This is a genomic window from Bacillus sp. FCW2 (assembly GCF_021228595.1).
Lineage (GTDB): Bacteria > Bacillota > Bacilli > Bacillales > Bacillaceae > Bacillus > Bacillus velezensis.
Genome location: NZ_CP089436.1, coordinates 2,071,661 through 2,096,215 on the forward strand (window position 1 = coordinate 2,071,661; position 24,555 = coordinate 2,096,215).

Consider the following 24,555-nt stretch of genomic DNA (forward strand, 5'->3'; position numbering starts at 1 on the left):
GAGTGTATTACACATGAAAACAGAACTGAAAACAAACGACTTTATGGACATTATGAAAGGCCGCCGTTCCATTCGGAATTACGATCCGGCTGTTAAAATCAGCAAAGAAGAAATGACTCAAATTCTGGAAGAAGCAACGACAGCACCGTCTTCAGTCAACGCGCAGCCGTGGCGTTTTCTTGTCATTGACAGCCCTGAAGGAAAAGAAAAACTCGCGCCGCTTGCCAGCTTTAACCAAACACAAGTCAGCACATCATCTGCGGTGATCGCGGTTTTCGCAGATATGAACAATGATGACTATTTAGAAGAAATCTATTCGAAAGCGGTCGAACTGGGCTACATGCCGCAGGAAGTAAAAGACAGACAAATCGCTGCGTTGACGGCGCACTTTGAAAAACTTCCGGAGCAAGTGAACCGTGAAACGATTCTGATCGACGGAGGCCTCGTTTCCATGCAGCTGATGCTTACGGCACGCGCGCACGGCTATGACACAAACCCGATCGGCGGCTACGATAAAGAAAAGGTTGCCGAGGTTTTCGGAATGGATAAAGAGCGTTATGTACCGGTCATGCTGTTATCAATCGGAAAAGCGGCAGACGAAGGATATGCTTCCTACCGTCTTCCTATCGAAACAATCGCACAATGGAAATAAGGTTGAAGTGAAGCTGAGGGGAGAGGGACAGTGGACATGATTGCGGCTGTTTTCGTCGGAATTGTAGCTTTAGAACATGTATTTATCATGATACTTGAAATGTTTTTTATCAATTCGAAGGCAGCTAAGCGGTCCTTCAAATTGCCGAAGCATTTAGAAGGTGACCGGAATGTGGCGGTCATGTTTGCAAATCAAGGTCTGTATAATGGATTTCTGGCTGCCGGTCTCATTTGGGGGCTGATCCTCGCTGATCCGGTGGGCCATATGATTCAAATGTTTTTCGTCATCTGTGTGGTCATCGCGGCCATTTTCGGAGGCTTTACTTCAAACAAATCAATTATCGTAAAACAAGGACTTCCGGCTGTTTTAGCGCTTATTTTTCTTTTAGCGGCGTAGGCAGAACGGAGTGAGGGCTTCCGGAATGGGAGCCCTCTTTTTTATTTCCGTTTTGAAAAACATTCCTTATATGCATCACTTTCATGCAAACTAACAATTAGAAGTTATAGATTGGGTAACGTATGATAAATGAAAATAACAAATCAGCGGGGGCAATCAATGGATTGGCATCAGATTAATTATTTTCAGATAGTGGCGCAAGTGCAGCATATCACACAGGCAGCGAAACAGCTGTCTATATCTCAGCCCGCTCTCAGCCGTTCTATTTCAAAGCTTGAAGATGAGCTGGGCGTTCAGCTTTTTGATCGCAGAGGCAGAAATATTTATTTGAATCGGTACGGGAAATTGTTTTTGCATCGTGTGGAACAATCTATCAGACAAATTGAAATCGGTAAGCAAGAAGTGTGGAATGAAATCCATCCCAACAACGGCACAATATTGTTATCTTTTTTGCCATCGCTTGGAATGAGTATGGTTCCGGACATGATCAGTTCGTTTCAACACATGTATCCTCATGTCAATTTTCAGTTGACCCAAGCATCAAATCAGCAGATTATCGAGCAATTAACGTCAAGAGAAGTGGACATCGCATTGACTTCGCTTCGTGATGAAAACGAAGAGGTGATCTGTCATCCGCTTTTAACAGAAGAGTTATACTTAGCCGTTTCTGCTGAACATCCGCTCGCTTCATATGATGAAATTGATTTGAAAATGGCGGAGCATGAACCGTTTATCTCTTTTAAAGATACGAATGTTCTTCATGGCATGATTAAAGAGTTGTGTGAAAAAGCCGGATTTTCACCGGATGTCGTATTCGAAGGAGAGGATATTGTGACAGCGTCCGGGTTAGTCGGCGCGAAATTAGGGGTGTCTCTTATCCCTGACTTGCACGTTTTTGATAAACGAAAGGTCAAACTGCTTAGCGTCACAAATCCTGTTTGTGAAAGAGAGATTGGTTTGGCCTGGAGAAAAGACGGCTATTTATCACCGGCAGCGGAGAATTTTATAGCGTTTATTCAAACACGGCTTAACAGAAAGGGGTAAACAAATGGCTTACATTCGCCGCGGCACACGCCAATTTAAAAAGGTGAACTTCGCTTTGTTTGCAGGCGGATTCTGCACGTTTGCCATCCTTTGGGGAACGCAGCCGCTGCTGCCTGACATCGCAAATGATTTTCACCTGTCACCGGCGGTCTCAAGCTTAAGCCAATCTGCTACAACGATTGCTTTGGCCATCAGTCTGTTATTCGCCGGTTTTATATCAGAAATGTACGGGCGGAAGAAGATAATGGGCGTATCATTAATTGCTGCATCCGTACTGGCCGTTCTCTCAGGATTTGTTTCGAATTTTCAGCTGCTTGTCGTTTGCAGGGCGCTTCAGGGAGTCGCATTAGCGGGGCTTCCGGCAGCGGCAATGGCTTATTTGGCTGAGGAAATCGAGCCGGAAAGCTTAGGGATGGCAATGGGGCTGTATATCAGCGGCAATTCGATTGGCGGCATGACGGGGCGTATCATCAGCGGCTTTCTGACGGATGTCTTCAGCTGGCATACGGCTTTGCTGACAATCGGCATCATAAGTTTGCTGGCAAGCACTATTTTTTGGAAGGTACTTCCTTCTTCTTCTCATTTTACATCCCGCTCATATAATGGAAAGCAAATTCTCATCTCATTTTGCCGTCAGTGCAAGACGCCCGGTTTCGTCTGTCTTTTGATTATCGGTTTTTTATTGGAAGCCGGATTTGTATCTTTATATAACTATATCGGCTTTCAATTGATGAAGCCGCCTTATTCACTTAGCCAAACGGCAGTCGGCTTTATTTTTCTCGTATATCTTGTCGGTACGTTCAGTTCAACGTGGATGGGCATGTTAGCAGACAAATACGGCAAAAGAAAAATCCTGCCGCTCTCATTAGCGATTGTCATGATTGGTGTCTGCATTACTTTATTCACTGATATACGGATCATGATTTTAGGAGTTGCGATTTTCACATTCGGTTTTTTTGCTGGCCATTCGATCTCCAGCAGCTGGGTTGGCGAACTGGCCGGCCGTGATAAGGCGCAGGCCGCCGCAGTATATTTGTTTTCCTATTATGTCGGAGGAAGCACCGGGGGGACTGCAAGCGGTGCATTCTATCACCAATTCGGGTGGAACGGTATTGTCGCCATGATCACGGTGCTTTCAGCCGTTTCGGCCTCCGTTTCAATCTGGTTGGGTTTATTGACAAAACAAACAATCACATTGATTCAAACGAAAAAAGATAAACACCAATAGGCGTTTATCTTTTTTGAATTACAGATAAATGCTTACCGCAGAATAAATGAGCAGCAGACACATCACGATCCGAAACGCTTTATCGTGTTTCTCAAAGAGATGTTTAAAAACAGAGCCGAACGCCGACCACAGCAGTAGAGCCGCCCAGCCCAGGAGAATAGCCGAGGCGAGCCAGAACGTAATCAATGGGTACGTGTGCTGAAACGGCAATATAAAAGCACTCATCAACGTTAAAAAGAATAAAATACTTTTTATATTGATCATTTGAAACAGAAATCCCGATAGAAAAGACGAGCGGGTTTTTTCAGAATCGCCTTTTGATGTTTTGGGAAGAGAAAACTGCCAGGCCAAATAGAGCAAGTAGACGGCTCCGGCAATTTTAAAGTAAGGTTCCACGACGGGAATCCAATGATAAACACTCATTGTAAACAGACCGCTGAGAATGCCGAGCACTGCAAATCCCGTCAGGATTCCGCCGTTAAAACGCCATGAACCGATAAAGCCGGCTCTGCGCGCTTCATTCATCATTAAAATATTGCTCGGCCCGGGTGTAATAGATGTCATCAGGACATAAGAAAGAAAAGCTATGATACTCATTAAATCACCTTCATTTGCTAATGTGATGGAGCCGTTTTTTATTGTATGATAAGAATAGGTATAAATAAAATTGAAAAATAAAATCGCATTATTGATTTTTTCGATACATTCAGTAGAGGTGAAATCGTATGGAGATCAGACATCTTATTACATTTCAGGCCATTGTAGATAAGGGAAGCTATACAGGAGCGGCGGTGAAGCTGGGATATACGCAATCGACGATTACGACTCATATTCAAGCGCTTGAACAGGAGATCGGCGGCGCATTATTTACGTACGAAAAAAGGCGTTTGAAGCTGACGCCTTTAGGAAGAGAGCTGATACCGTTAGCCGAGGATTTACTTTCCGCCCATGACAAGATCAAAAATATGCAAAGCACTCACGAGGTTAAGGGCGTTTTAAAAATTGCGGCGCCGGAGTCTTTGACCATTTCCAGACTGGGGCCGATTATCAGGGAATATTCCATGAAGTATCCGAACGTCAATATCATATTGAGCAACGGAACATGCGGACAGAATCAGGTGGAATTAGTAAGCGGCCGTGTGGATATTGCATTTATGGTGTATCCGGAGATACAAATGGAAAAATGCATACATTATTCTTTATTGGAGGAACGCATCGTCCTCGTGGCGGGCAGTGACGCACCGGAACATTTTGACGACTATCAACAAAGCGGCAAGCATTTTTTTATTACAAATGAAGAAGGATGCAGCTATCGGACTATGTTTGAACGATTTCTCGTCAAACATGATATCAGTCATTTACAAACAATGGAACTGTGGAGCATAGAGGCCATTAAGCAGACGGTGATGAGCGGACTCGGTTTCTCCGTTTTACCTTATATTACGGTAAAAGAAGAGGTAAAAGCGGGGAAGCTGAAAATTCTTCAGCAGTCTGAGCCGTTCGAGCGGCTTTATTCTCATATGCTGGTCAAAAAGAAAAAATGGCAGCTTCCGGCCGCTGAAGCTTTTGTGTCCCTTGTTCTTGAGATGATAGGTTAATTTGAAAGCCGATGCCTGCGCGCATCGGCTCTTGTTTTTGTCCGAAATTCTGTACATCATTTACTCTTTCATCTGACTCAAAATATCATGATAAGTGCCGATTTTCTTTTTCGTTAAAGAAATGACATTTTCGATGTCGGTCAGCTGTTTTTCCAGCTTGCTGACGTGTTTCGTTAAGATTTCCACCTTCGTTTTGACGGAAGCTGCATATTCTTCGGTCATAGGGGTTTTATGAGCGAGAGCAAAGCCTCTGGCGTGAATGAATTCAGTCATCTCTTCAACAGAGAGCCCCGTCTTTTTTAAGCATCGCAAAAAAGATAGTGTGTCGATGTCTTTTTGAAAGTAAATGCGCACACCGCTTTCTTTTCTTTGCGGCGGGGGAAGCAAGCCGATTTTTTCATAATAACGAAGGGTATCAATGGAAAAGCCCGATATTTTTGATACTTGTCCGATTGTGTACATAACAGCCTCTTTTCAATCTCCGCTCTTATACGATGGTGTAAGAGTTTTTTGTTGTATTTTTCCCTAAGCTGATTTCTTTATCTCGTTTTTCGGTTTTCGGATGCGCAATTTCACTGAAGCAAAGAAAATACCGAGACAGACAAACACTGCTCCGTAAATAATGTTTGCAGTCAGTGGCTCGTGCAGCTGGAGCCACCCGAAAAATAAACCAAGTATCGGCACGGCCATCAATGCGATGGAAGCGATCGAAGCATCAATATGCTGCAGTATCCAAAACCACAATACAAAGGCAACGGCTGAGCCCATTAATCCAGCATACAGCAGTGACCATATTAAAGGAGCTGACCAGTTGGTTTGCATGATCGGCTCTTTGACAGCCGATATGACCAGCAGCATGAGTCCGCCTATCAGCATCTGCCAGAAAGTCATCTTTAATGTGTCATAGCCGGAAAATGTTTTTTTGCTGTAAATATTAGCGCATGCCCAAAAGAAAGCCGCAAGAATAATCGTCAATTCCCCAAATAATGTATGGCTTCCTTCCATATCAGACCATTGCGGGCCGATAATGACCAGCAAACCGGCCAAGCCGATAAACAGACCGATAATCTTATTTACCGTCAGTCTTTCTTGTAAAAAAAAGTGCGCCAAAGCGCTGACGATAATCGGCATCGTATAGACAAGAACGGAAGCCAGACCTGAATTGACATATTGCATGCCGAATGTTGAAAGTCCGTAATACCCCAGGCACATAAACAAACTCATCGTTATCAGCTTTTTCCAGTCTCTTTTGGCCGGAATCCAGTCTTTTTGACGCAAGATTTGTATAAGGAACAATGGCAGAGCTCCTGTAAAAAGCCGCAGGGCCGTAAAGAAAAACGGTGAAATATAACCGAGTCCGATTTTGGTGGGCACCCACAAATACCCCCACACGAACGTAACAATGATAATCGCACTGATGATTTTAAACATGTGTCACTCCATCCTTCTTAATTGTTATTTGCTGAAAGTCTTCTTTCTGCTAATAAAGCCTAATAGATGGAGTGGACTCCATGTCAATCTGTTTTTTTAAAAAAAGCTGATCAGCAAATATGGTATGATTTACATAATCAGGGAGTGAGGTTGCTGAGGATGAATATGAAGAGAGCGTATTATGCTATTTTATACAGCCAGACCGCTATCAACTTGGGGTTCTCACTTTATACGATGGCTGTTATCTTGTTTTTGTTTACAAAAACCGGTTCGACGGCGATGGCCTCTCTTATGACGTTCGTCAGCATTGTATGTCGTGTATTGGGCAGCGCCGTTTTGCCGCTGGTCACCGGCCGGTTCACGCTTCGGTCTTTGTTAATCAGTTCTCAATTGATACAGATCACACTGTTAGTCTGTTTGTTTTTTGTCATCCAAACCGGTTCATCCGCATTCTTTTTTCTGCTGTTTTGTCTGATCGGAGGCATTTCTTTTTGCAACGGATGGTTTGCTCCGATAAAAAGCGCGCTGATTGGGGAAATCATTCCTCCTGATCGAAGGGCGAAAGCGAACGGTTTATTATCTGCGGCGGATCAAACCGTTCAGTTTGCGGGGTGGTCTCTCGGCGGCGTCATCATAGCCTTCTTGGGAGAGAGCGATACAATGATCGTCACTGTCATGTTATTGGTTTCTTCGCTTTTGGGCATCATTCTGTTTCTTCAAGTACGCATGTGTGCGCCGGCAGCAGTCAGGGAACGTTCCCTTTTTGCAGATGCGGCAAGCGGCTGGGTGTATTTATTTCAGCAAAAACAGCTCAGGGTTCTCATTGTGATGGATGTGATCGAATCGTGGGCAGGCATGATATGGATCGGGTCTGTGTCCTTAACTTATGTGCATGACGTCCTTCATAAAGGAGAGGCTTGGTGGGGGTATGTCAACGGAGTCTATTATGCAGGGACGATGATCGGCGGACTGATCATCTATAAGCTATCCGGTAAGTTTCAGCATCATCTCATTCCGCTTATGTTGACGGGAGCTTTGGCATATGGAATGTTCACGTTTATTTATGGGTTGATCACAAGCGCCGTTACGGCCCTTTTTCTGGTGCTGTGTATGGGGCCGGCTTGTGTATTACGAGATCTCACGCAGGAAACATTACTTCAAAACATCACGACCGAAAAGACAAGGGTCAATATATTAGCGGCGAGATCAGCTTTAGTTCAGTTCATTTTTATGTTTTCCATTATCGGAACGGGGGTTATCTCGGATGTATTCGGCGTGCGGTTTATTTATATTGGCGCAGGCCTCCTCTTATTAATTTCGGCTTTTATCGGATTTTCTCAGCTGCGAATGAAGAAGATGGTACAAAGCCGCATGTAGTGTAGTATAATTAGGAACGTACGTTCTATATCGAGAGAGGAGAGGGTAATGTGGGACATCTGGCACTGAAATTGTATGATTATCATCTTTGGGCAAATCAGCAAATATTCACCCGGCTTAAAGAGCTTCCGGAGGATGTGTATCGTAAGGAGATTCAAAGTGTCTTTCCGTCGATAGCCGGTGTATTGACTCATGTGTATCTGTCGGATAAGGGGTGGTTTGATGTGTTCTCCGGAGAGCGTCTGGAGGATACGCTGAAATCAGCTGAACAGCAAAAAGAGGACATCTTGTCTAAAGAGATAGAAGAGCTGGAAGATATGTTCTCGGAATTATCAGACCGGTATCAATTATTTTTGCAAAAGGAAGAAAATATCAGTCTCCCCCTTGAAATAGAGCATCCGTCAGGTGACATCATGAAAACCGCAGCGGCCGATATGATCCTCCATGTTGTGAACCACGGAACGTATCATCGCGGGAATATAACAGCCATGCTCAGACAGATGGGGTATGCTTCTGTGCCTACGGATTACGGTATTTATTTATATATAAACAAAAAGTAAACAAGACAGCCAACGCGGCTGTCTTGTGATATCAGTAAAAAAGCCAAATCATATAAGTGATTTGGCTTTTTCGTTTGCTATGCCATGTTCTGCAGCCGTTCTAAACTGTTTTTCCAATTCGCTTCAAGCGCTGTAAAAGCAGCGGCGGCATCTTGCTGTTCTAATGCGTGAATGATATCAGAATGTTCATTATATGATCTGTTTAAAGCGCCGTTTTCACTGAAATAGCGGATTTCCATTCTCTGAATTTTGACTTTCAGGCTTACTAGCAATTTGTGAAGTTCGGCGTTGTCCGCAAGCAGAATGATGCGATGGTGAAATGCATTGTCCGCTTCCAGGGTGGCCAGTTTATCGCCGTCTTTCATCATTTGAAGAAGATTTTCATTCAGCTGTTTCAATTCCTGAATCACGGCATCGTCCACATGCGGGAGAGCTTGCTGCAATGCGAGTTTTTCAAGCGTCCAGACGATGGAATACAAGTTTTCCGCTTCTTTTAACTCAATCGGAGCGACAAGCGTCCATCTGTTCGCTTTTGTTATCACCAAGCCGTCATCTTCCAGCCGCAATAAGGCTTCCCGTATCGGGGTGCGGCTGATTCCCAATGTTTCCGACAAATCCTTGTCCTTTAACTTTGTTTCCGGTTTGAGCTTGCCCGTTATGATCCAGTTTCTGAGTGTGCGATACACTTCGTCCCGCATGATGGTTCTTTTCAGCACAGGTTCTTTGTTTTGATTATCCAATGGAACACCTCATGAATCGTAGTATACATATTTGCATTTTACCACAGTCCGGGCGCTGGTTAGAAATGAAGAGGGACGTCTAAGAATGAATCGAACCGAGATGCTTCATCTCAATATGCTGAAAGTCAGCGGAGCCGCCTTCAGAAAAGAGCGTGATTCCCTGATCTTCGTGTTTTGGGAACACTTCATTTGTCAGAACGGTTTTTCCGTCGTCTGCAAATACTTCAATACTTGTTTTGTCTACGAGAATTTTCAGATGGACGCGCCCTTTGTTTCCGTCAAATGGGGCTTTGCTTTCGGCGTATGCGCCGGTTTTATCAGGCTGGCCTGTAAACGATCTGTTCACATAGGCGTAGCCGCCTTCTGCTGAAATACCGACATCAATATGCCGACTTTGGTCTGCCGATTCTCTGAGTCTGACGCCTGCATTTTTGATATCTGACCAAGCGATATCCATATCAAGCTGATATGTATCACCTTTGATCGGCAGTGTCTCTGAACCGTTCACCTGTTTGTGTTCTATGCTGTCAGTTGAAGAGGTTAATTGGTTCAATGCTTCAACCGGCTCTGACACAAGGCTGTATGTGCCGCCGTCCTGCTGCTGAAGGCGGATTTCACGGACGATAGAATCCGTGCCGTTAAAGCCGTTTTTTAGTGTCGGTGTTTCATTCGGATAATCCCAATTGTTCATCCATGCCAGCGCATAGCGTTTTGTCAGCGGATCTTCGCTTTTACCGTCCTCAAATGTGACGCCGCCGTACCAGTCAAAGCCGTAATCGAGCCATTGCGGTTCTTCTTGATCGGCGGTAAATTCCTTCCCGTCAAAGTTTCCGGTCCAATACGCGTACGTATTCGGTTTGCCTGCGGGTTTGCCGTTTGCGCTTACGCCTAGAACCCACTTGGCTGTTCCGTCATCTCCACGCATCATATAAAGGTCGGGGCATTCGACGAGACCGATCTGCTGAGTGATAAAACCGCCCGTGTAAGTCCAATTTTTTAAATCGGGTGATTCATAAAAACCGATTTTTTCGCCTTCGGCCATGGCCATCACCCATTTGTCATCCTGTTCATCCCAGATCACTTTCGGGTCCCGGAAATCCTTAGTTCCCGGATTTTTCATCACGGGCTGATCACTATAGGAAGTAAACGTTTTTCCTTTATCCGTGCTGTACCATAAATATTGTTCCTGGGCTTTTGTTTTGGCTGTCGGCTGCGTTGTGACGGCGACCAGCGCGTTTTTGCCGAAGCCCGCCGTGTTGTGTTTATCAATGACGACAGAACCGGACCAGATATCGCCGTTTTCGTTGGTGTATTTCGGAATAGCCGTGCCTTCGTCCGTCCAGTGCACCAAGTCCTCTGATACGGCGTGCCGCCATTCTGTGCCGTTGCCGTTCGGGTAATCCCGATTATAAAGATAGTAGTAATGATATTTCCCCTCGAAAAAAATGGGCTTTTGAGGGTCGTTTTTCCATTTGTCCGGGGTCGTAAAATGATACGCCGCCCGGTAATTCTTCTTATGCTCCGTGTTTGTGTCAGAGGAATTGTGGGTTTTGTTCGGCAGTAAGCCGACAAACAGGAACGCACCCAAAAAGATCAATATTACAATGGGCCATTTTCGTGCCATGATTGAATTCACCATCTTGTTGAGAAATAAAAGAAAATGCCAATGAAGTATCGGCATTTTCTTTTTGTTGTTATTAGTTGTTAACCGTAAGCTGTCCTTGTTCAAGGATGCTGTTTTTGACAACGGATGTTTTCTTGTTTTTGATGTTCAATAAGAAGCTTGGCGCAAATGTTGCCTTTTTATCCTCAAAGAAGCCTCTGTTTGTCATGTAGCTTGTGATCACGACATTGTTGCCTTTGGCTTGCGGCACTGCGAAGTGAGAGTAAGTGAACGTCACATCGTTAGGATCAAGACCCATTTGCAGTACAAGACCAGTTTTGTTCAGCGGCTTGTAAGGACCTGTTAAAGAGTTTGATACATAACCAAGCATGTAAATATCGTTTGAGTTAATACCGTCGATCGTCATTTTTGAACCGCGTGAATCAGTGAACAGGTACCATTTGCCGTTCATTTTGAAAACATTCGCGCGCTCGATTTCGTCAGTTACCGTGTTTGAAGTGATCAGCGGCTTCATGACTTTTTTCAATGTGTAGTCATCGTTTAACTCTACGATACCTAGGGCGCCGTTCGCTAATTCAGCATCGCGTTTTTTAGCACTTTGCTGAAGCTTCTGACTTTCTTTACGGAAGAAGTTTGTGCTGCCGCCGTAGTACGCTTTGTTAAATAAAGATTCTTCGCCTTGGTATCCGTTATCTGTTCCCGTGTTGGCTTCGAATACAAGGTATTTATGGCCTTTATCTTCAACGTAGTGAGGGTCTCTCAGCGTGTGGTTGTCGCCGGATGTATAGTTCCCTTCATCGATAAACTGCTGAACGTTCTGGTATGTTTTTCCGTCTCCGTCAAAAATCGTTTTATGATCTTCCACTCCGTTGATCTTGAGCGTGTCATCAGATTTTGACACATTTACCTGTGCCGTTGTCAGGCTTTGTTTACCGTAATGTGTACCGGAAAAGTCAGTGTAGAATAAACGGATTTTTCCGTCAGATGTAAAGGTTGCAGAACCGGACCATTCTTGTGTCTGTTCTTTCAGGATTTCATCGTTGGCGTCGAACTTATCGCTGTCTTTAAAGACACGGCCCGCGTTTTTCCAGCTGTCGATCGAGTTGTCGCCGACTTTTTGATAAAACATGTAGATGGATGTGTCATCAGCGTCTTTCGGGCTTCCCGCTAAAGCAAACACGACGTGATAGCCGTTGTATTCAGCTACTGTTCCGTCAGCGTTTTGGAGCGGCCAGCTGTCCCACACATCCAGTCCTTTTGCGGACTCGATATTTTTAATGGTTGATTGGTCGAATTGAGGCACTTGGTATTTTTCACTTTGCTGCTGTTTAGGGATCTGCAGCATATCATGGCGTGTGATATGAGAGACGCCGTACGTTTCTTTGTAAGGTTTTTGGGTATTTTCTTTCGCGAAGGCTTGAGTCGCTCCCCCTGCCAGAAGTGCAGTCGTAAAAGTTAGAACTGTGGCTTGTTTTGCAAATTTTTTGATGTTCATGTTCATGTCTCCTTTTGTATGTACCTTTTTTTGCGATCTGCCGATTCGATCCTCCTGCATCCATGGATGGCAGGTTTGTTACAGAAAAAAGACCTAAAATATGTAAGGGGTGACGCCAAAGAATACACTTTGCCCTTAACACATTTTAGGTCTTGCCTGCTTTATCAGTAACAATCCTGCATGATTTACTTGTCGACATCATTCTATTAGAGTCTGATTCTATTGACAACTGGTCTATTTTCCTCTTTTGGATGATAGTAAAATGAAAAAAGACCTTTTAATTTATGGGTAATTGAGACTAAGGTGTGCTCTGAGCCTGGGAAAAAACCTCTCTAAAAAAGAGAGGTTATTTTTTCTTGATAGATAATAAAGCGATGGTGGCTAAAATCAGCAAAGTACCCAGCCATTCTGATATTCCGAAGGGAACATGCAGCCAGATAACAGCTAAAAAAGCTGCCGACAGCGGCTCCGCACAGGCGAGCAGGCTGGTTTCAGAGGCACTCAGATATTTCAGGCTTTCCAAGTAGCAATAAAAAGCGATGAGCGTCCCGAAAATGATGATAAACACAATCGCGGCATATGCCGGCAAGGACCACTCGCCTTCAAATTTCCAGGGCGGGCGGATCAAGCTGAGGGCGGCTCCGCCGATCAGCATGCCCCATCCGACAATAATGGCCGATCCCCATTTCTTCAGCAGACGATGCGGCTGAAGGGTGTAAAACGCCAGTGCAAACGCCGAACTGATGCCCCAAAAGACAGCCAGACCGGATATGGACAGGCTTCCGACATTCCCGTGCGTGACCAAAATGAATGTGCCGGCAACCGCCAATAAGACGGCGAGAAGCTCTTTTGCTGAAGGAATTCTCTTTGCGCGAATCGCTAAAAAGCATGTAATGATCGCTGGCCCTAAATACTGAAGAACGGTAGCAGCGGCCGCGTTGCCGTACTCAATTGCCGCGAAGTAGGTGTATTGAACGCCTAACATTCCGAAAACCCCGAATAAAAGAAGGGGAATTCTGTCCCGTTTATCTTTCCAAACAGCCCATATCCGTCCTTTTTCTTTGCGGTACGCGATGCCGAGCAGAAGCGCCCCTGACACCAGAAGGCGCACCGAAGTCAGCCATTCTGTATTAAAATGGCGGTGCTGGAACAGATACTGGGCAACAGTTCCCGAGACCCCCCATAAGATAGCTCCTGTCAGCACAAGCCAAATGCCTGTTGTTCGTGAATAAGAAAGAGCAGCGTGTTTTTCCAGGATAGACCCCCCCGATTCTGATGTTGTGATATTGACTTACAATAATTAGGAAAACGAACGCCTTTCATGTGATATATTATATATTGCATATCAAATTACGTCAAAATGATTTTCGGAGAAGGCGCTTACGAAACGGCCGTCTGATGAATGAGCAATAAAAAAACACCCCGGCGGGTTTCCGGGGTGTTTTGGTTATTCTGCAATCGCGTCTGTTAAAACAGGAACGACTTGTTTTTTTCTGGATACGACGCCTTTTAAAAGAGCCGTGTTGTTTTCTAAAGTCACGTTGAATGCTTTTTCCACTTTTGACGCTTGATCACCGATGGCAAGCGCAAGGGAATCGTTTTCCAGAATATCCGTAATCACGAGAAGGAACAAGTCAAGGTTCTTCTCAGCAATTACTTTTGAAAGAGCCGCTTCTAATTCCGGCTGCCGCTTTTTCACATCTTCAATATCAACTGTGTTGACTTGGGCGATTTCGACTTTTTTGCTGCCGAGCGTGAACTCTTTCGCATCAAGAGAAATCAGTTCTTCCACCGTTTTTTTGCTTAAGTCGGCGCCCGCTTTCAGCATGTTTAAGCCGTACTCTTCCGCATCTACGCCGGCAATTTCAGCAAGCTCTTTTGCCGCTGCGATATCTTGCTCCGTGCAAGTCGGAGATTTAAATAACAGAGAGTCGGAAATGATTGCTGACAGCATGAGGCCCGCAATTTCTTTCTCGATTTTCACGTTATTTTCTTTGTACATTTTGTTTAAGATCGTAGCCGTACAGCCGACCGGCTCAGCACGGTAGTAAAGAGGTTCCGCTGTTTCGAAGTTGGCGATACGGTGGTGGTCGATAACTTCAAGAACCTGAACGTCTTCGATATCCTTGATGCTTTGCTGGCGTTCATTGTGATCAACAAGGATGACGCCGTTTACTTCGTTTGCGGCTGTTTCCACCAAACGCGGGCTTTCCTGCTTGAAATAATCAAGCGCGTATTGTGTTTCGCCGTTGACTTGTCCGAGGCGGACGGGCTCAGCATTGAAGCCGAGTTTATTTTTTAGATCAGCGTAGGCAATGGCAGAGCAAATGGTATCTGTGTCTGGGTTTTGATGTCCGAAAATAAGAATTTTTTCCATAATAACTCCTTGTCCTTTTTTGTAGTGTAAACAATCTTTTTATAGTTTAACACGTCTTGCGGAGGGTGTAATCTTCAAAACCTTAAAAATTGATGTGAAAAAGAAGCATTTTTGTTGAGAGTTGGGGAGGGTTGCGAGTAAAATACTGGGTAAGTCAGATGCTAATCAGCATATAGTATCAAAAAAGGTACTATGGAGGATGAAAAATGAACATATATCCGAATAAAGAAGGTTGTCCGGTTGAACTGACGCTTTCCGTTATCGGCGGAAAGTGGAAGGGTATTTTGTTTTATCATATGATCGGCGGAAAAAAGCGGTTTAATGAGTTTCGGCGCATTTGTCCCAGCATTACGCAGCGTATGCTGACGCTTCAGCTTCGCGAGCTCGAGGCGGACGGCATCGTGCATCGCGAGGTATATCAGCAGGTGCCTCCAAAGGTGGAGTATTCACTCACCGAATTCGGCAGGTCGCTGGAACCGATCGTTTTGCAAATGAAGAAATGGGGAGATGCCAACCGGGAGTTTCTCGAGGCATACCGGGAAAAAACGTCTCCTCAAGATCAGTCCGCTCAAAAATAAGAAGCAGCAAAGGATTAAATTCCTTGCTGCTTTTTTTTATTTCATCGCGATGGCTTTTCTGGCGTTGCGCACATCATTCTTCAGCAATTCGCTCAGGTTGTAAGCCGGATATTGACCGCGTTCTTCCATATACTCAAAGACCATTTGATGCCACTTGATGGCCGCGTTTAAGTGCTTGACGAAAACGTTTCTTAATTGAGGTGTGGCCGTCTCTGTAATGGCTCCGGCGTAATTGCGGACAGACGTTTTGGCCATGATCAGCAGGCCGCCGCTGTAAAAGGAGGAATCAGCGCGCTCTTCTGTTTCATCCTCACGAAAAGCGGGAGCTTCAGGGAAGAAAGGAAGCAGTTCACGCAGATTTTGTTCGAGCGAATGGATGGAAAATCTGTAAAGCTGTTTTAATCTGGCATCGCTTACGTCCCGCTCTGTTCTTTTTAATTTCACAAGTCCGTTTGCCTGGAAAGCTACTAACTCATGCAGTTCTAATGTTTCATGCCATGCTAATGTTCTCCGCTCAGTCATGGTGTAAGAATCTCCTTTATCCTTCATTTTCACTTTCAGCATATGCCCCGGTCCCGATGTTGTTCCTGATGTTTTGAAGTTTCCAGAAAGGGAAACTCAATGTAAAGGAAATACGAAATAGAGGTGAAACTATATGTGGGACATGATAAAGAACTTCTTCCTTTTCAGCAGCGGGGTTTTGCAGGCGACCACTCTCTTACTTATCGTTATCGTCTTGTTATATGTACGAAAAACCAAAAAGAAAAACAGAGATACTTCTGGTTTCATGGATGATCAGGATCACTGATACAACGGGCATTCTTTCACTGGGATGTCCGTTTGTCTGTTTTCATGTTTCACATGGAACATTGCGGCTGTCCGCGCTCATTTTACTTGCGATTTCGACTTATGTTAAAATATATACGTGTATTTTGGAGAGTTTATGGAAAATTCAGGTCTTGAAAGAGACATTGCGGCGTCAAAAGAGCAGTCGTCTAAGCTGCTCTTTTCTATTCGTATGTTCGAATGATACAAGGTTTGAGGTGAGTAAGTGAAAAATACAAGGGCTCTATTAGAAGGCGCCATTTTGATCAGTATTTTTGCAATCATTTCCCTTTTGGTCGTGTACCTCCCTTTACTGGGGGCAATTCTTCTCTTTGCTTTGCCGCTGCCGATCATTCTTTACACCATTCGGCACGGTCTGAAGCCCGGGGTATGGATGGGGCTTGCCAGCCTTCCTGTCAGCTTTATTGTAGGTTCGTTTACCGGGCTTACAGGCGCTTTTACGGCAGCCTATACGGGAATCGCCATGGGATATTATTTTAAAAAGAAACAGCCCGGCTATGCGGTTGCTGCCGGCGCTATGGCGTATGTGCTGTGCGGCGTCGTTTTTTTTGTGGTCAGCATCGTGTTCCTTAACATGAATGTGGTTGATACCACCATGTCCCAGCTTCGGGAGTCGCTGTCTTTAGCAGAAACCATGTCAAAGCAACTCGGTTATGGAGACCAGTTCGGGAAGCAGATCAAGCTGATGGAAAGTCAGCTGAGCACGGTTCAATATCTTTTTCCGACAGTGCTCGTATTGACCGGCATCGTTTTTTCTTTCCTCAGTTATGCGATGGCAAGGCCGCTTTTACGGCGATTTTCCCCTGATCTTCCGAAGATGAAGCCTTTTAGAGAGCTCAAACTCCCGCAAAGCGTTGTCATTCTGTATTTTATTGTGACGATATTAGGGTTTCTGCCTTTAGAAAAAGGGCATATGCTGTATTCGGTTTCATTGAATGGGGGATTTATTCTCAGCTTGCTGATTTGTATTCAAGGATTAGCGTTTATTTTTTTCTATTGCCGCGAAATGGAGATGCCGAAAGCCGTTCCTGTATTAGCAATTGTGCTGGGGGTGCTTTTTCCGCTCATCTTGTCCGTGTATCTCCTCTTAGGCATCATTGACATAGGCTTTAACATAAGAAATAAGGTGACGCGAAATTGAGTGTGACTTACAGGTGGGGAGTTGATAGAAATGCCTAGTTTTTATGAAAAACCGTTGTTTCGGTATCCCATCTATGCATTGATTGCATTGTCAATCATCATAATCCTCATCAGCATTTACTTTAACTGGCTGATAGGAGCCATCGGCGTTGTGCTGCTCGCCGTGATCTTGTTTTTCATTAAGCGTGCGGATTCTCTGATCAGAAAAGAAATTGACGATTATATCTCCACGTTATCGTATAGATTGAAAAAAGTAGGCGAAGAGGCATTAATGGAAATGCCTATCGGGATTATGCTGTTTAATGATCAATATTACATTGAGTGGGCGAATCCGTTTTTGTCTTCCTGTTTTAATGAAAGCACGCTCGTCGGACGCTCGCTGTATGACACATGCGAGGCCGTCGTGCCGCTGATCAAGCAGGAGGTCGATTCGGAAACGATCACCTTGAATGAGCGGAAGTTTAAAGTAGTGATTAAAAGAGATGAGCGCCTGCTTTATTTCTTTGATGTGACAGAACAGATTCAGATTGAAAAGCAGTACGAAAATGAGAGAACCGTGCTGGCATATATCTTCTTAGATAACTATGATGACGTCACACAGGGGCTGGATGACCAAACGAGAAGTACGATGAACAGCCAGGTCACCTCATTATTAAATGCGTGGGCGCAGGAGTACGGCATTTTCCTGAAACGGACGTCCTCGGAGCGGTTTATCGCGGTGTTAAATGAACACATTTTAACGGAGCTTGAAAACGCGAAATTTTCGATTTTGGATGAAATCCGAGAAAAAACATCCGTTCACACTGTATCTTTGACCCTCAGCATCGGGATCGGCGCCTCGGTTTCTTCCTTGAAGGAGCTTGGAGATCTGGCGCAGTCCAGCCTCGATTTGGCTCTCGGCCGCGGAGGCGACCAAGTGGCGATCAAAATGCCGAACGGCAAGGTGAAATTTTACGGCGGCAAAACGAATCCGATGGAGAAGCGCACAAGGGTGCGCGCCCGGGTGATTTCTCACGCGCTCAAGGAGATTGTCTCAGAAAGCAGCAATGTCATTATCATGGGGCACAAATTTCCTGATATGGACGCGGTGGGAGCCGCAATCGGAATATTAAAGGTGGCGCAGGCCAACGGCAAAGAAGGCTACATCGTCATTGATCCGAACCAGATCGGATCAAGCGTTCAGCGCCTGATTGAAGAAATTAAAAAATATGAAGAGCTGTGGTCGCGGTTCATCACGCCGGAAGAGGCGATGGAAATTTCAAATGATGACACGCTGCTTGTCGTCGTTGATACACATAAACCGTCCCTTGTGATGGAAGAGCGTCTCGTGAACAAAATCGAGCACATCGTTGTGATTGACCACCACCGCAGAGGCGAGGAATTTATTAAAGACCCGCTGCTCGTTTATATGGAGCCATACGCTTCATCCACCGCAGAACTCGTGACGGAGCTGCTTGAATACCAGCCGAAGCGGCTCAAAATCAATATGATTGAAGCGACGGCCCTGTTAGCTGGTATAATAGTGGATACGAAGAGCTTTTCCCTTCGCACGGGCTCGCGGACGTTCGACGCCGCTTCTTATTTGAGAGCGAAAGGCGCAGATACGGTTCTGGTGCAGAAAGTTCTCAAAGAATCCGTCGGTTCTTATATCAAGCGGGCGAAACTGATCCAGCATACGTCTCTTTATAAAGAACATATCGCGATTGCTTCTCTTCCTGAGAACGAAGAGGAGTACTTTGACCAGGTCCTGATTGCGCAGGCGGCTGATTCCCTCTTATCGATGAGTGAAGTGGAAGCTTCATTTGCGGTAGCCAGGCGGGATGAGCATACGGTGTGCATCAGTGCGAGATCGCTGGGCGAGGTCAATGTGCAGATTATTATGGAGGCGCTGGATGGCGGAGGGCATTTAACCAATGCGGCAACCCAGTTATCGGGCATTTCTGTCTCAGAAGCGCTCGTCCGGCTGAAGGAAGCCATTGATGAATATTTTGAGGGAGGCGTTCAGAGATGAAGGTTATTTTCTTACAAGATGTAAAAGGTAAAGGAAAAAAAGGCGAAATGAAAAACGTAGCAGACGGTTATGCACATAACTTTCTCATTAAAAAAGGCCTCGCTGTCGAAGCAAATGCGACAAACATCAGCGCATTGAAAGGACAGAAAGAAAAAGAGAAAAAAGAAGCGATTGCCGAGCTTGAAAGAGCGAAAGATTTGAAAGAAACGCTTGAACAGCTGACTGTTGAGCTGAGTGCCAAATCCGGTGAAGGCGGCCGTCTATTCGGATCTGTCACAAGTAAACAGATTGCAGAAGCGCTGCAAAAAACGCATAAGATTAAAGTGGATAAACGGAAACTGGAGCTCCAAGACGGTATCCGCACACTGGGATATACAAACGTTCCTGTAAAGCTGCACCCTGAAGTTCAGGCTGTGCTGAAGGTTCACGTAAAAGAAGAAGAGTAATACACAATGAAAAACCCGCCGATCCGGCGGGTTTTTTTCATGTCAGCAGACGTCGCAGCGCAAGAAAATGATGAGATTGTTTCATTTCCGATCGTTACGGATTGAATATTATATTACATCATGACGAAGGATGTGTCGGTATGAAACGATTTTTTTCTGAAACATATTTTAATTATCCGGCGAATAAAAAAGCGCTGAAACACTATCCGCTGATCGGAGACGGAAAAGACGGGGAGGTCTATCGCTTAACACACAACAAATGCGTAAAATATTTTTTTAAAAAAGAGACATGTAAGAAGGAATTGGAAGCTTTACAGCTCGGATATGGTTCACCGGTGATCCCGAAACTGTATGAATACGGAGATCATTATATTGTGATGGAATACGTCAAAGGCACCTCCCTTGCGCGCCATATCAAAAAAGAAAAATCCCTGTCCGTCAAACTGACAGCTGATATTTTAAACATGCTGGATGAATTAAAAGATATCGGTTTTGCCAGATGGGATGCCGAAATCAGACATATTCTGATGAACGAACAAGGTGAACTTAAAGTGATCGACCATAAAAGAGCCTTTTCGACCGTTACCCGAGTTCCCGTAAAACTATTAAAAGGACTGGACAAATACGGCTTGGCGGATGAGTTTTTGAACACCATAAAAAAATTAAATCCGTCACGCTACCGGGAATGGCGAAGGGAATTGTAAGTTTCTGAAAATCCGCATATGTAAGTTTCCTTTTTTTAGGGTCGTCATATGATATTTGTAACATTTGTTTGGTGGAGTGTGGAAAAAATGGGAGAATATATTATGGTTATCGGCGCTCATCCCGACGATGAACTATTGGGATCAGCGGGCACCATAAAACGGCTGATCAATGAAGGATATAAAGTGATTTCCATTATTACAGCATTAGGAAGAAAAGAAGAAGCTCATCATATTAAACAATTGGGCGAACGCGCGAATCAAGAGCTAGGAATTGAGAAAGTCATCTTTTTGGAGCATACGAATTTAGAGCTGGAATGTATCCCTCTTCATAAGCTTGTCAAAGAATTAGAACAGCTCATTCGCGTCTATCAGCCTGAAAAAATCTTTACACATCATTACGGCGATGTCAATATGGACCACCAGAGAACGTTCCAAGCAGTTTTAACAGCCGCCAGACCGCTTCCGAATCAAAAGCCTATCGAACTGCTTACGTTTGAAACGCTATCTTCAAGCGAGTGGGAGAGGAATACGGCTGATAAACTCTTCAAGCCTAATTACTTCGTTAATATCACAGACACAATGGATGCCAAACTCGCGGCGCTTCACCACTATGACGTAGAAATGAGGGATTACCCTCATCCCCGTTCATATGAAGGCGTTACACATTTAGGAAGAGTCAGAGGGATGACGGCGGGTGTGGAATACGCTGAAGCTTTTGAAGTCGTGCGGAGGATCTGGAAATGATCAAGACATTTTCCGTCCCGTATCCGTATATGATTCAGACGCTTGACCGCTATTACGGGGTCAAAGCGCACCCGCAAAAAAAGACGGCAGTAAAGACTCAGATGAAACATGCACATCATATTCCGCGATTATACGGAAAAAAACAGAAGTTATCCATTTTGATTGCCACGTTTTGGGACTACCCGCACACGGGCGGTTTATCAAACTATATTAAAACGCTTAGTGAAGGACTGAAAAAAAGAGGTCATAAGGTGGATGTCATATCCCCCAATCAGTTTCCTTCCGCACAGGTAAAAGAATTGCGGGCGGATGTTGTTCCGAAATTAAAAGATTTCTTTAGTGACAGATACGGGGATTACAGTGATCATATTTTGAAGAATAATCGGCTGATGTTTATATACGAGCAAATGCTTCAAAAGATTCATTTGGAAAAATATGATGTGTTTCATGCTCAAGATTTATTTACAGCCAATATATTGGGCAGGTTCAACCGTATTTATAAAAAACCTTTGTTTTTTACACCGCATGGCATGTTTACTTTCAACAGACTAAAATTTCACATTTTTAAAAAAGGATCGGTAGAAGAGTTTTATTATAAAAAACTAGAGATGAAAGCCATTGAATACGCAGATCGCCTGATTATTATCAGCGATACGTTCCGCAGCCCGCTCATGAAGCTCGGAGCCGAACAGGAAGACATGGCAACGGTGATCACAGGAATCGATTACGATGCAAAAACAGGCGGGAAAAGAAAAACCCCGATACCGAAAAATAAGATCATCATCGCGTGTATTGCAAGATTAGGCCCGAGAAAAGGACATAATCATTTGCTTGACGCACTTTCAAGAATTCCGTCTGATCTGCTTGAACATGTTGAAGTGCTGATCGCGGGCGACGGAGAGATGAGGAGCGCCTTAGAGGAACAGGCTCGAAAACTGAATCTATCTATGGTCTCCTTTTTAGGAAAAAGAGATGATGTTCCCGCTATTTTGAATATGACGGACATATTCGTACTGCCGACCATTAATGATAGTCTGCCGATTTCGATTATTGAAGCGATGTTCAGCGGATCGGCTATCATCGCGACCGATTGCGGGGGTATTCCGGATCTGATCCGCCATAACAAAACGGGACTTATTGTCGAGCCGGGAAATGCAAAGGTTCTTGCCCGGGCTTTAGCGTTTTTTATCTCTAACAAATCTGCGCGGGAGAAGGCTGCTTCAAACGCAAAGGCCTACGCGGAGAAATATTTAAGCAGTGAGACGATGATAAAAAATATCGAATCGATTTATCAAAATACCAACAGCTCGGAGGGAGATCATGAAACATGAACATGCAGCCGTTGTACTTGATTTCAGTGCAAACGGGATTGGGATCATTCGCAGTCTTGCCCGAAGAGGAATCGATGTTTACGCGTTTGACACGGAGGGACCTTATCGTATCGGAAAATCAAGATTGGCAGATTGCGGGATATGTCCCAGCCCTTTAACAGAAGAGGAAGAACTGCTGACATTTCTGACTGATTTCGGGAAGCGATTCCAAGCAAAGCCGGTTCTGTACGCAGGTTCTGATGATTATGCGGGATTTATATCTAAATTCCGCGAGACATTAGCCGGTTTTTTTTTATTTTTGCTCCCGAGCCACTCTCTGTTAGAAACGGTCTTAGATAAAAGCAAAGCATATGAATTAGCGGTCAAGCATCACATCCCCTGCCCGAAAACCTTTTTTCCGAACAACCAGGATGAGCTGGAAGAGGCCATCGCCAATATTGATTTCCCGTGTATTTTAAAACCGGTGGCCGGCCATGAATACAGAAAAAAAGTAAACAAAAAAGCAATTGTAATGAAGGATGCAGCACAATTGCGCAAGGAGTTCAGCTCCTACAGAGAAAATGGAGAACTGCTCGTGCAGGAGATCATCCCCGGAGACAACCAGTGTTTTTATAAAGTCGCCACTTTTTATGATGACCAAATGAAATTAATGGGCCTATTCTCTCTGCAAAAGAACCATCAATTCCCTGCTGATTTTGGCGCGGGGGCCCACGTCGTCAGCAAACGGCTTCCTGATTTAATCAAGAAGACCCTGCCGTTTTTTGAAGCGATTCAGCTGAAGGGAGTAGGCATGGCGGAATTTAAAAAGGATCCCCGGGACAATGTTTACAAGTTTATCGAAATTAATCCGCGCTTTTGGCTCAGCCATAGCCTGACAGAACCGGCAGGCGTTCATTTCGTTTACATGTACTATCTGTATTTGACCGGACAGCATGTGAAGCCCCAGCTCGAACAAAAAGACGGAATCAACTGGATTTATGAGGTGCGTTATTTCTTAACGTTTTTGAAGAAACGAAAAAGAGGAGAAATGACGTTCCGGGATTTTTGGAAAGGGTGTAAAGGAAAAAAAGAGTACGCTCTTTTTGCTTGGAATGACCCGATGCCATTTATCAGAAACACTTGGTCTCATCTCAAAAACAGCTGGAAACGGAAGCGGAAGGAAGATCGGCATGTATGAAAAGGAGATTTTGTATGGCGCATTTCAAAAACTGAGAATTGACGAAAAACTGTCGTATTCGTTCGGTGAAAGGGCTGCGGTGAATCCGGATGACATCACTTGTCTGAAATCAACAGACAGAAGCTCCATTTATAAACTGTTTGTAAAGAAAAAATCCGGAACTGTTCCGCTGATATTGAAGGTGTATAAATCTTCCCGTGAAAAAAACAAGATCGAGATTAATATATACGGGAAAGCCCGTTCTGTTTTAGGGGATTTGCTGCCGGATATCTATCTTATAGAAGAAAGTGACCATGAAACGTGGATATTTATGGAGTTTGTCAGCCAGATCAGGGGACAGCTTACATTTCACCCGAAGCATTTCAAGTATATTATTCCGTCTGTCGCAGAACTGCACAGCCGCACCTTTGAAAACAAGAATATTTCTGACGGTAAATGGCGGTCGTGGCTGCCGGTATATGGATCGGAAACCATGAGAAAAGGGCGTAAAAAGCAGATCAAAAAGACAGCGGAATTTTTGGATAGAGCTCTTAAAGATGAGCGCACAAAAGATATCGTGAAGCCTCATTATCGGCAAATCACAAACTTGCTTGAGCAGGAGGAGCCGGATTTTTTCCCTGAATTGATACAAAACGGCTCAGCCATCACACACGGTGATCTTCATATGCAGAATATCTGCACCCACGATGCGTCCGGCCATGAACCGTGGGATATTCAATTCATCGATTGGGAATCCGCAAAATACGCGCCGGTTTGGTTTGATATGACGGTGCTGGTTGAAATTCTGCTTGGCTTCAGAAAAGATTGGAGCCGGCACGCAGAAGATATTCGTACGTATTGCGTAAAAGTGTATACGAAAGAAATGAAAAAGCGGGGCATTCATTTTCAGACCCCTCCTATGACGCTTTATAAAATGGCTTATTTGCAGAGAACACTTGAGAAAGGGCTTCATACCCAATTGCGGAGAATCTTCGACAATCGGGGAGGAGAACTGCTGCCGTATCATGTTGACAAAGTGTCAAAATGGGGACGGGAATTAGGATTATAAGTTTGAGA

The 24,555-nt window shown here is 44.6% G+C and carries 26 protein-coding genes; 17 read left to right on the forward strand and 9 right to left on the reverse strand.

Features of this window, described 5'->3' with window-relative positions; translation table 11 throughout:
- Positions 1 to 13: 13 nt before the first annotated feature.
- From K3G25_RS10555 to K3G25_RS10570, 4 genes are all read left to right on the forward strand, one after another.
- Positions 14 to 652, forward strand: a complete 639-nt coding sequence (locus K3G25_RS10555) for a nitroreductase family protein (RefSeq protein WP_232489728.1) — start codon at positions 14 to 16, stop codon at positions 650 to 652.
- A 30-nt stretch (positions 653 to 682) separates the two neighbouring features.
- Positions 683 to 1,048 (forward strand): DUF1304 domain-containing protein, encoded by a 366-nt coding sequence (locus K3G25_RS10560; protein WP_160216679.1) that lies wholly within the window; start codon positions 683 to 685, stop codon positions 1,046 to 1,048.
- Between the two features lie 159 nt (positions 1,049 to 1,207).
- Positions 1,208 to 2,092, forward strand: a complete 885-nt coding sequence (locus K3G25_RS10565) for a LysR family transcriptional regulator (RefSeq protein ID WP_021494609.1) — start codon at positions 1,208 to 1,210, stop codon at positions 2,090 to 2,092.
- Positions 2,093 to 2,096: 4 nt separating this feature from the next.
- Positions 2,097 to 3,320: an MFS transporter gene (locus K3G25_RS10570; protein WP_058906495.1), complete on the forward strand. Its 1,224-nt coding sequence runs from the start codon at positions 2,097 to 2,099 to the stop codon at positions 3,318 to 3,320.
- 18 nt (positions 3,321 to 3,338) lie between these two features.
- On the opposite strand, the gene K3G25_RS10575 is transcribed toward K3G25_RS10570, so the two are convergent.
- Positions 3,339 to 3,917 carry a LysE family translocator gene (locus K3G25_RS10575; RefSeq protein WP_058906494.1) on the reverse strand — a complete coding sequence of 193 codons (579 nt, stop codon included), beginning with the start codon at positions 3,915 to 3,917 and terminating at the stop codon, positions 3,339 to 3,341.
- A gap of 128 nt (positions 3,918 to 4,045) precedes the next feature.
- Here K3G25_RS10575 and K3G25_RS10580 point away from each other — a divergent pair, with 128 nt between their 5' ends.
- Complete coding sequence (locus K3G25_RS10580; protein WP_160216678.1) at positions 4,046 to 4,918, forward strand: LysR family transcriptional regulator; 873 nt, start codon at positions 4,046 to 4,048, stop codon at positions 4,916 to 4,918.
- A gap of 60 nt (positions 4,919 to 4,978) precedes the next feature.
- On the opposite strand, the gene K3G25_RS10585 is transcribed toward K3G25_RS10580, so the two are convergent.
- Together K3G25_RS10585 and K3G25_RS10590 are read right to left on the reverse strand one after the other, a co-directional pair.
- The gene (locus K3G25_RS10585) at positions 4,979 to 5,380 is read right to left on the reverse strand and encodes a MerR family transcriptional regulator (protein WP_021494613.1); all 402 of its coding nucleotides are present in this window, start codon (positions 5,378 to 5,380) and stop codon (positions 4,979 to 4,981) included.
- Positions 5,381 to 5,443: 63 nt separating this feature from the next.
- On the reverse strand, positions 5,444 to 6,349 hold the full coding sequence (locus K3G25_RS10590) for a DMT family transporter (protein WP_021494614.1): 906 nt from the start codon (positions 6,347 to 6,349) through the stop codon (positions 5,444 to 5,446).
- A 159-nt stretch (positions 6,350 to 6,508) separates the two neighbouring features.
- On the opposite strand from K3G25_RS10590, the gene K3G25_RS10595 reads away from it, so the two are divergent.
- On the forward strand, positions 6,509 to 7,726 hold the full coding sequence (locus K3G25_RS10595) for an MFS transporter (protein WP_053285275.1): 1,218 nt from the start codon (positions 6,509 to 6,511) through the stop codon (positions 7,724 to 7,726).
- Between the two features lie 50 nt (positions 7,727 to 7,776).
- Positions 7,777 to 8,286: a DinB family protein gene (locus tag K3G25_RS10600; protein WP_014419361.1), complete on the forward strand. Its 510-nt coding sequence runs from the start codon at positions 7,777 to 7,779 to the stop codon at positions 8,284 to 8,286.
- Positions 8,287 to 8,363: 77 nt separating this feature from the next.
- On the opposite strand, the gene K3G25_RS10605 is transcribed toward K3G25_RS10600, so the two are convergent.
- From K3G25_RS10605 to K3G25_RS10625, 5 genes are all read right to left on the reverse strand, one after another.
- Positions 8,364 to 9,026, reverse strand: coding sequence for a GntR family transcriptional regulator (locus tag K3G25_RS10605; RefSeq protein WP_014419360.1), 663 nt, complete (start codon positions 9,024 to 9,026; stop codon positions 8,364 to 8,366).
- 79 nt (positions 9,027 to 9,105) lie between these two features.
- On the reverse strand, positions 9,106 to 10,662 hold the full coding sequence (locus tag K3G25_RS10610) for a glycoside hydrolase family 32 protein (protein WP_121692609.1): 1,557 nt from the start codon (positions 10,660 to 10,662) through the stop codon (positions 9,106 to 9,108).
- Positions 10,663 to 10,723: 61 nt separating this feature from the next.
- Positions 10,724 to 12,145, reverse strand: a complete 1,422-nt coding sequence (locus K3G25_RS10615) for a glycoside hydrolase family 68 protein (RefSeq protein WP_014419358.1) — start codon at positions 12,143 to 12,145, stop codon at positions 10,724 to 10,726.
- A 346-nt stretch (positions 12,146 to 12,491) separates the two neighbouring features.
- Positions 12,492 to 13,403: a DMT family transporter gene (locus tag K3G25_RS10620; RefSeq protein WP_280157171.1), complete on the reverse strand. Its 912-nt coding sequence runs from the start codon at positions 13,401 to 13,403 to the stop codon at positions 12,492 to 12,494.
- Between the two features lie 189 nt (positions 13,404 to 13,592).
- Positions 13,593 to 14,522 (reverse strand): manganese-dependent inorganic pyrophosphatase, encoded by a 930-nt coding sequence (locus K3G25_RS10625; protein ID WP_004393053.1) that lies wholly within the window; start codon positions 14,520 to 14,522, stop codon positions 13,593 to 13,595.
- Positions 14,523 to 14,728: 206 nt separating this feature from the next.
- Between K3G25_RS10625 and K3G25_RS10630 the strand changes: the two genes are divergently transcribed.
- Positions 14,729 to 15,100 (forward strand): winged helix-turn-helix transcriptional regulator, encoded by a 372-nt coding sequence (locus tag K3G25_RS10630; protein ID WP_007615010.1) that lies wholly within the window; start codon positions 14,729 to 14,731, stop codon positions 15,098 to 15,100.
- A gap of 36 nt (positions 15,101 to 15,136) precedes the next feature.
- Here the strand turns inward: K3G25_RS10630 and K3G25_RS10635 are convergent, their stop codons facing one another.
- Positions 15,137 to 15,622 carry a spore coat protein gene (locus tag K3G25_RS10635; protein WP_110124467.1) on the reverse strand — a complete coding sequence of 162 codons (486 nt, stop codon included), beginning with the start codon at positions 15,620 to 15,622 and terminating at the stop codon, positions 15,137 to 15,139.
- A gap of 133 nt (positions 15,623 to 15,755) precedes the next feature.
- On the opposite strand from K3G25_RS10635, the gene K3G25_RS10640 reads away from it, so the two are divergent.
- The 9 genes from K3G25_RS10640 (at position 15,756) to K3G25_RS10680 (ending at position 24,547) form a co-directional block, all read left to right on the forward strand.
- Complete coding sequence (locus tag K3G25_RS10640) at positions 15,756 to 15,908, forward strand: hypothetical protein (RefSeq protein ID WP_004393059.1); 153 nt, start codon at positions 15,756 to 15,758, stop codon at positions 15,906 to 15,908.
- Between the two features lie 243 nt (positions 15,909 to 16,151).
- Positions 16,152 to 17,087 carry a YybS family protein gene (locus tag K3G25_RS10645; RefSeq protein WP_053285276.1) on the forward strand — a complete coding sequence of 312 codons (936 nt, stop codon included), beginning with the start codon at positions 16,152 to 16,154 and terminating at the stop codon, positions 17,085 to 17,087.
- Positions 17,088 to 17,117: 30 nt separating this feature from the next.
- Positions 17,118 to 19,097, forward strand: a complete 1,980-nt coding sequence (locus K3G25_RS10650; RefSeq protein WP_007407911.1) for a DHH family phosphoesterase — start codon at positions 17,118 to 17,120, stop codon at positions 19,095 to 19,097.
- A complete protein-coding gene (rplI, locus tag K3G25_RS10655) occupies positions 19,094 to 19,543 on the forward strand; it encodes a 50S ribosomal protein L9 (RefSeq protein ID WP_232489292.1) in 450 nt (149 codons plus the stop codon). Before K3G25_RS10650 ends, rplI begins: the two co-directional genes overlap by 4 nt.
- Before the next feature lie 140 nt (positions 19,544 to 19,683).
- Positions 19,684 to 20,247 carry a protein kinase family protein gene (locus K3G25_RS10660; protein WP_029973029.1) on the forward strand — a complete coding sequence of 188 codons (564 nt, stop codon included), beginning with the start codon at positions 19,684 to 19,686 and terminating at the stop codon, positions 20,245 to 20,247.
- 87 nt (positions 20,248 to 20,334) lie between these two features.
- A complete protein-coding gene (locus K3G25_RS10665) occupies positions 20,335 to 20,991 on the forward strand; it encodes a PIG-L deacetylase family protein (protein ID WP_017418490.1) in 657 nt (218 codons plus the stop codon).
- A complete protein-coding gene (locus K3G25_RS10670; RefSeq protein WP_014419352.1) occupies positions 20,988 to 22,322 on the forward strand; it encodes a glycosyltransferase family 4 protein in 1,335 nt (444 codons plus the stop codon). Before K3G25_RS10665 ends, K3G25_RS10670 begins: the two co-directional genes overlap by 4 nt.
- A complete protein-coding gene (locus K3G25_RS10675; RefSeq protein WP_032863864.1) occupies positions 22,312 to 23,499 on the forward strand; it encodes a carboxylate--amine ligase in 1,188 nt (395 codons plus the stop codon). The genes K3G25_RS10670 and K3G25_RS10675 overlap by 11 nt, the downstream gene beginning before the upstream one ends.
- Positions 23,492 to 24,547 (forward strand): ecdysteroid 22-kinase family protein, encoded by a 1,056-nt coding sequence (locus tag K3G25_RS10680; protein WP_232489293.1) that lies wholly within the window; start codon positions 23,492 to 23,494, stop codon positions 24,545 to 24,547. The genes K3G25_RS10675 and K3G25_RS10680 overlap by 8 nt, the downstream gene beginning before the upstream one ends.
- Positions 24,548 to 24,555: the final 8 nt, after the last annotated feature.

Excerpts from the sequence above, each read along its gene's own strand:
- K3G25_RS10565 (WP_021494609.1), top strand. The coding sequence starts at position 1,208 with ATGGATTGGCATCAGATTAATTATTTTCAGATAGTGGCGCAAGTGCAG.
- K3G25_RS10590 (WP_021494614.1), bottom strand. The coding sequence starts at position 6,349 with ATGTTTAAAATCATCAGTGCGATTATCATTGTTACGTTCGTGTGGGGG.
- K3G25_RS10635 (WP_110124467.1), bottom strand. The coding sequence starts at position 15,622 with ATGACTGAGCGGAGAACATTAGCATGGCATGAAACATTAGAACTGCAT.
- K3G25_RS10660 (WP_029973029.1), top strand. The coding sequence starts at position 19,684 with ATGAAACGATTTTTTTCTGAAACATATTTTAATTATCCGGCGAATAAA.
- rplI (WP_232489292.1), top strand. The coding sequence starts at position 19,094 with ATGAAGGTTATTTTCTTACAAGATGTAAAAGGTAAAGGAAAAAAAGGC.
- K3G25_RS10555 (WP_232489728.1), top strand. The coding sequence starts at position 14 with ATGAAAACAGAACTGAAAACAAACGACTTTATGGACATTATGAAAGGC.
- K3G25_RS10625 (WP_004393053.1), bottom strand. The coding sequence starts at position 14,522 with ATGGAAAAAATTCTTATTTTCGGACATCAAAACCCAGACACAGATACC.
- K3G25_RS10680 (WP_232489293.1), top strand. The coding sequence starts at position 23,492 with ATGTATGAAAAGGAGATTTTGTATGGCGCATTTCAAAAACTGAGAATT.
- K3G25_RS10630 (WP_007615010.1), top strand. The coding sequence starts at position 14,729 with ATGAACATATATCCGAATAAAGAAGGTTGTCCGGTTGAACTGACGCTT.
- K3G25_RS10570 (WP_058906495.1), top strand. The coding sequence starts at position 2,097 with ATGGCTTACATTCGCCGCGGCACACGCCAATTTAAAAAGGTGAACTTC.
- K3G25_RS10585 (WP_021494613.1), bottom strand. The coding sequence starts at position 5,380 with ATGTACACAATCGGACAAGTATCAAAAATATCGGGCTTTTCCATTGAT.
- K3G25_RS10580 (WP_160216678.1), top strand. The coding sequence starts at position 4,046 with ATGGAGATCAGACATCTTATTACATTTCAGGCCATTGTAGATAAGGGA.
- K3G25_RS10595 (WP_053285275.1), top strand. The coding sequence starts at position 6,509 with ATGAATATGAAGAGAGCGTATTATGCTATTTTATACAGCCAGACCGCT.
- K3G25_RS10670 (WP_014419352.1), top strand. The coding sequence starts at position 20,988 with ATGATCAAGACATTTTCCGTCCCGTATCCGTATATGATTCAGACGCTT.
- K3G25_RS10615 (WP_014419358.1), bottom strand. The coding sequence starts at position 12,145 with ATGAACATCAAAAAATTTGCAAAACAAGCCACAGTTCTAACTTTTACG.
- K3G25_RS10575 (WP_058906494.1), bottom strand. The coding sequence starts at position 3,917 with ATGAGTATCATAGCTTTTCTTTCTTATGTCCTGATGACATCTATTACA.
- K3G25_RS10665 (WP_017418490.1), top strand. The coding sequence starts at position 20,335 with ATGGGAGAATATATTATGGTTATCGGCGCTCATCCCGACGATGAACTA.
- K3G25_RS10675 (WP_032863864.1), top strand. The coding sequence starts at position 22,312 with ATGAAACATGAACATGCAGCCGTTGTACTTGATTTCAGTGCAAACGGG.
- K3G25_RS10650 (WP_007407911.1), top strand. The coding sequence starts at position 17,118 with ATGCCTAGTTTTTATGAAAAACCGTTGTTTCGGTATCCCATCTATGCA.
- K3G25_RS10640 (WP_004393059.1), top strand. The coding sequence starts at position 15,756 with ATGTGGGACATGATAAAGAACTTCTTCCTTTTCAGCAGCGGGGTTTTG.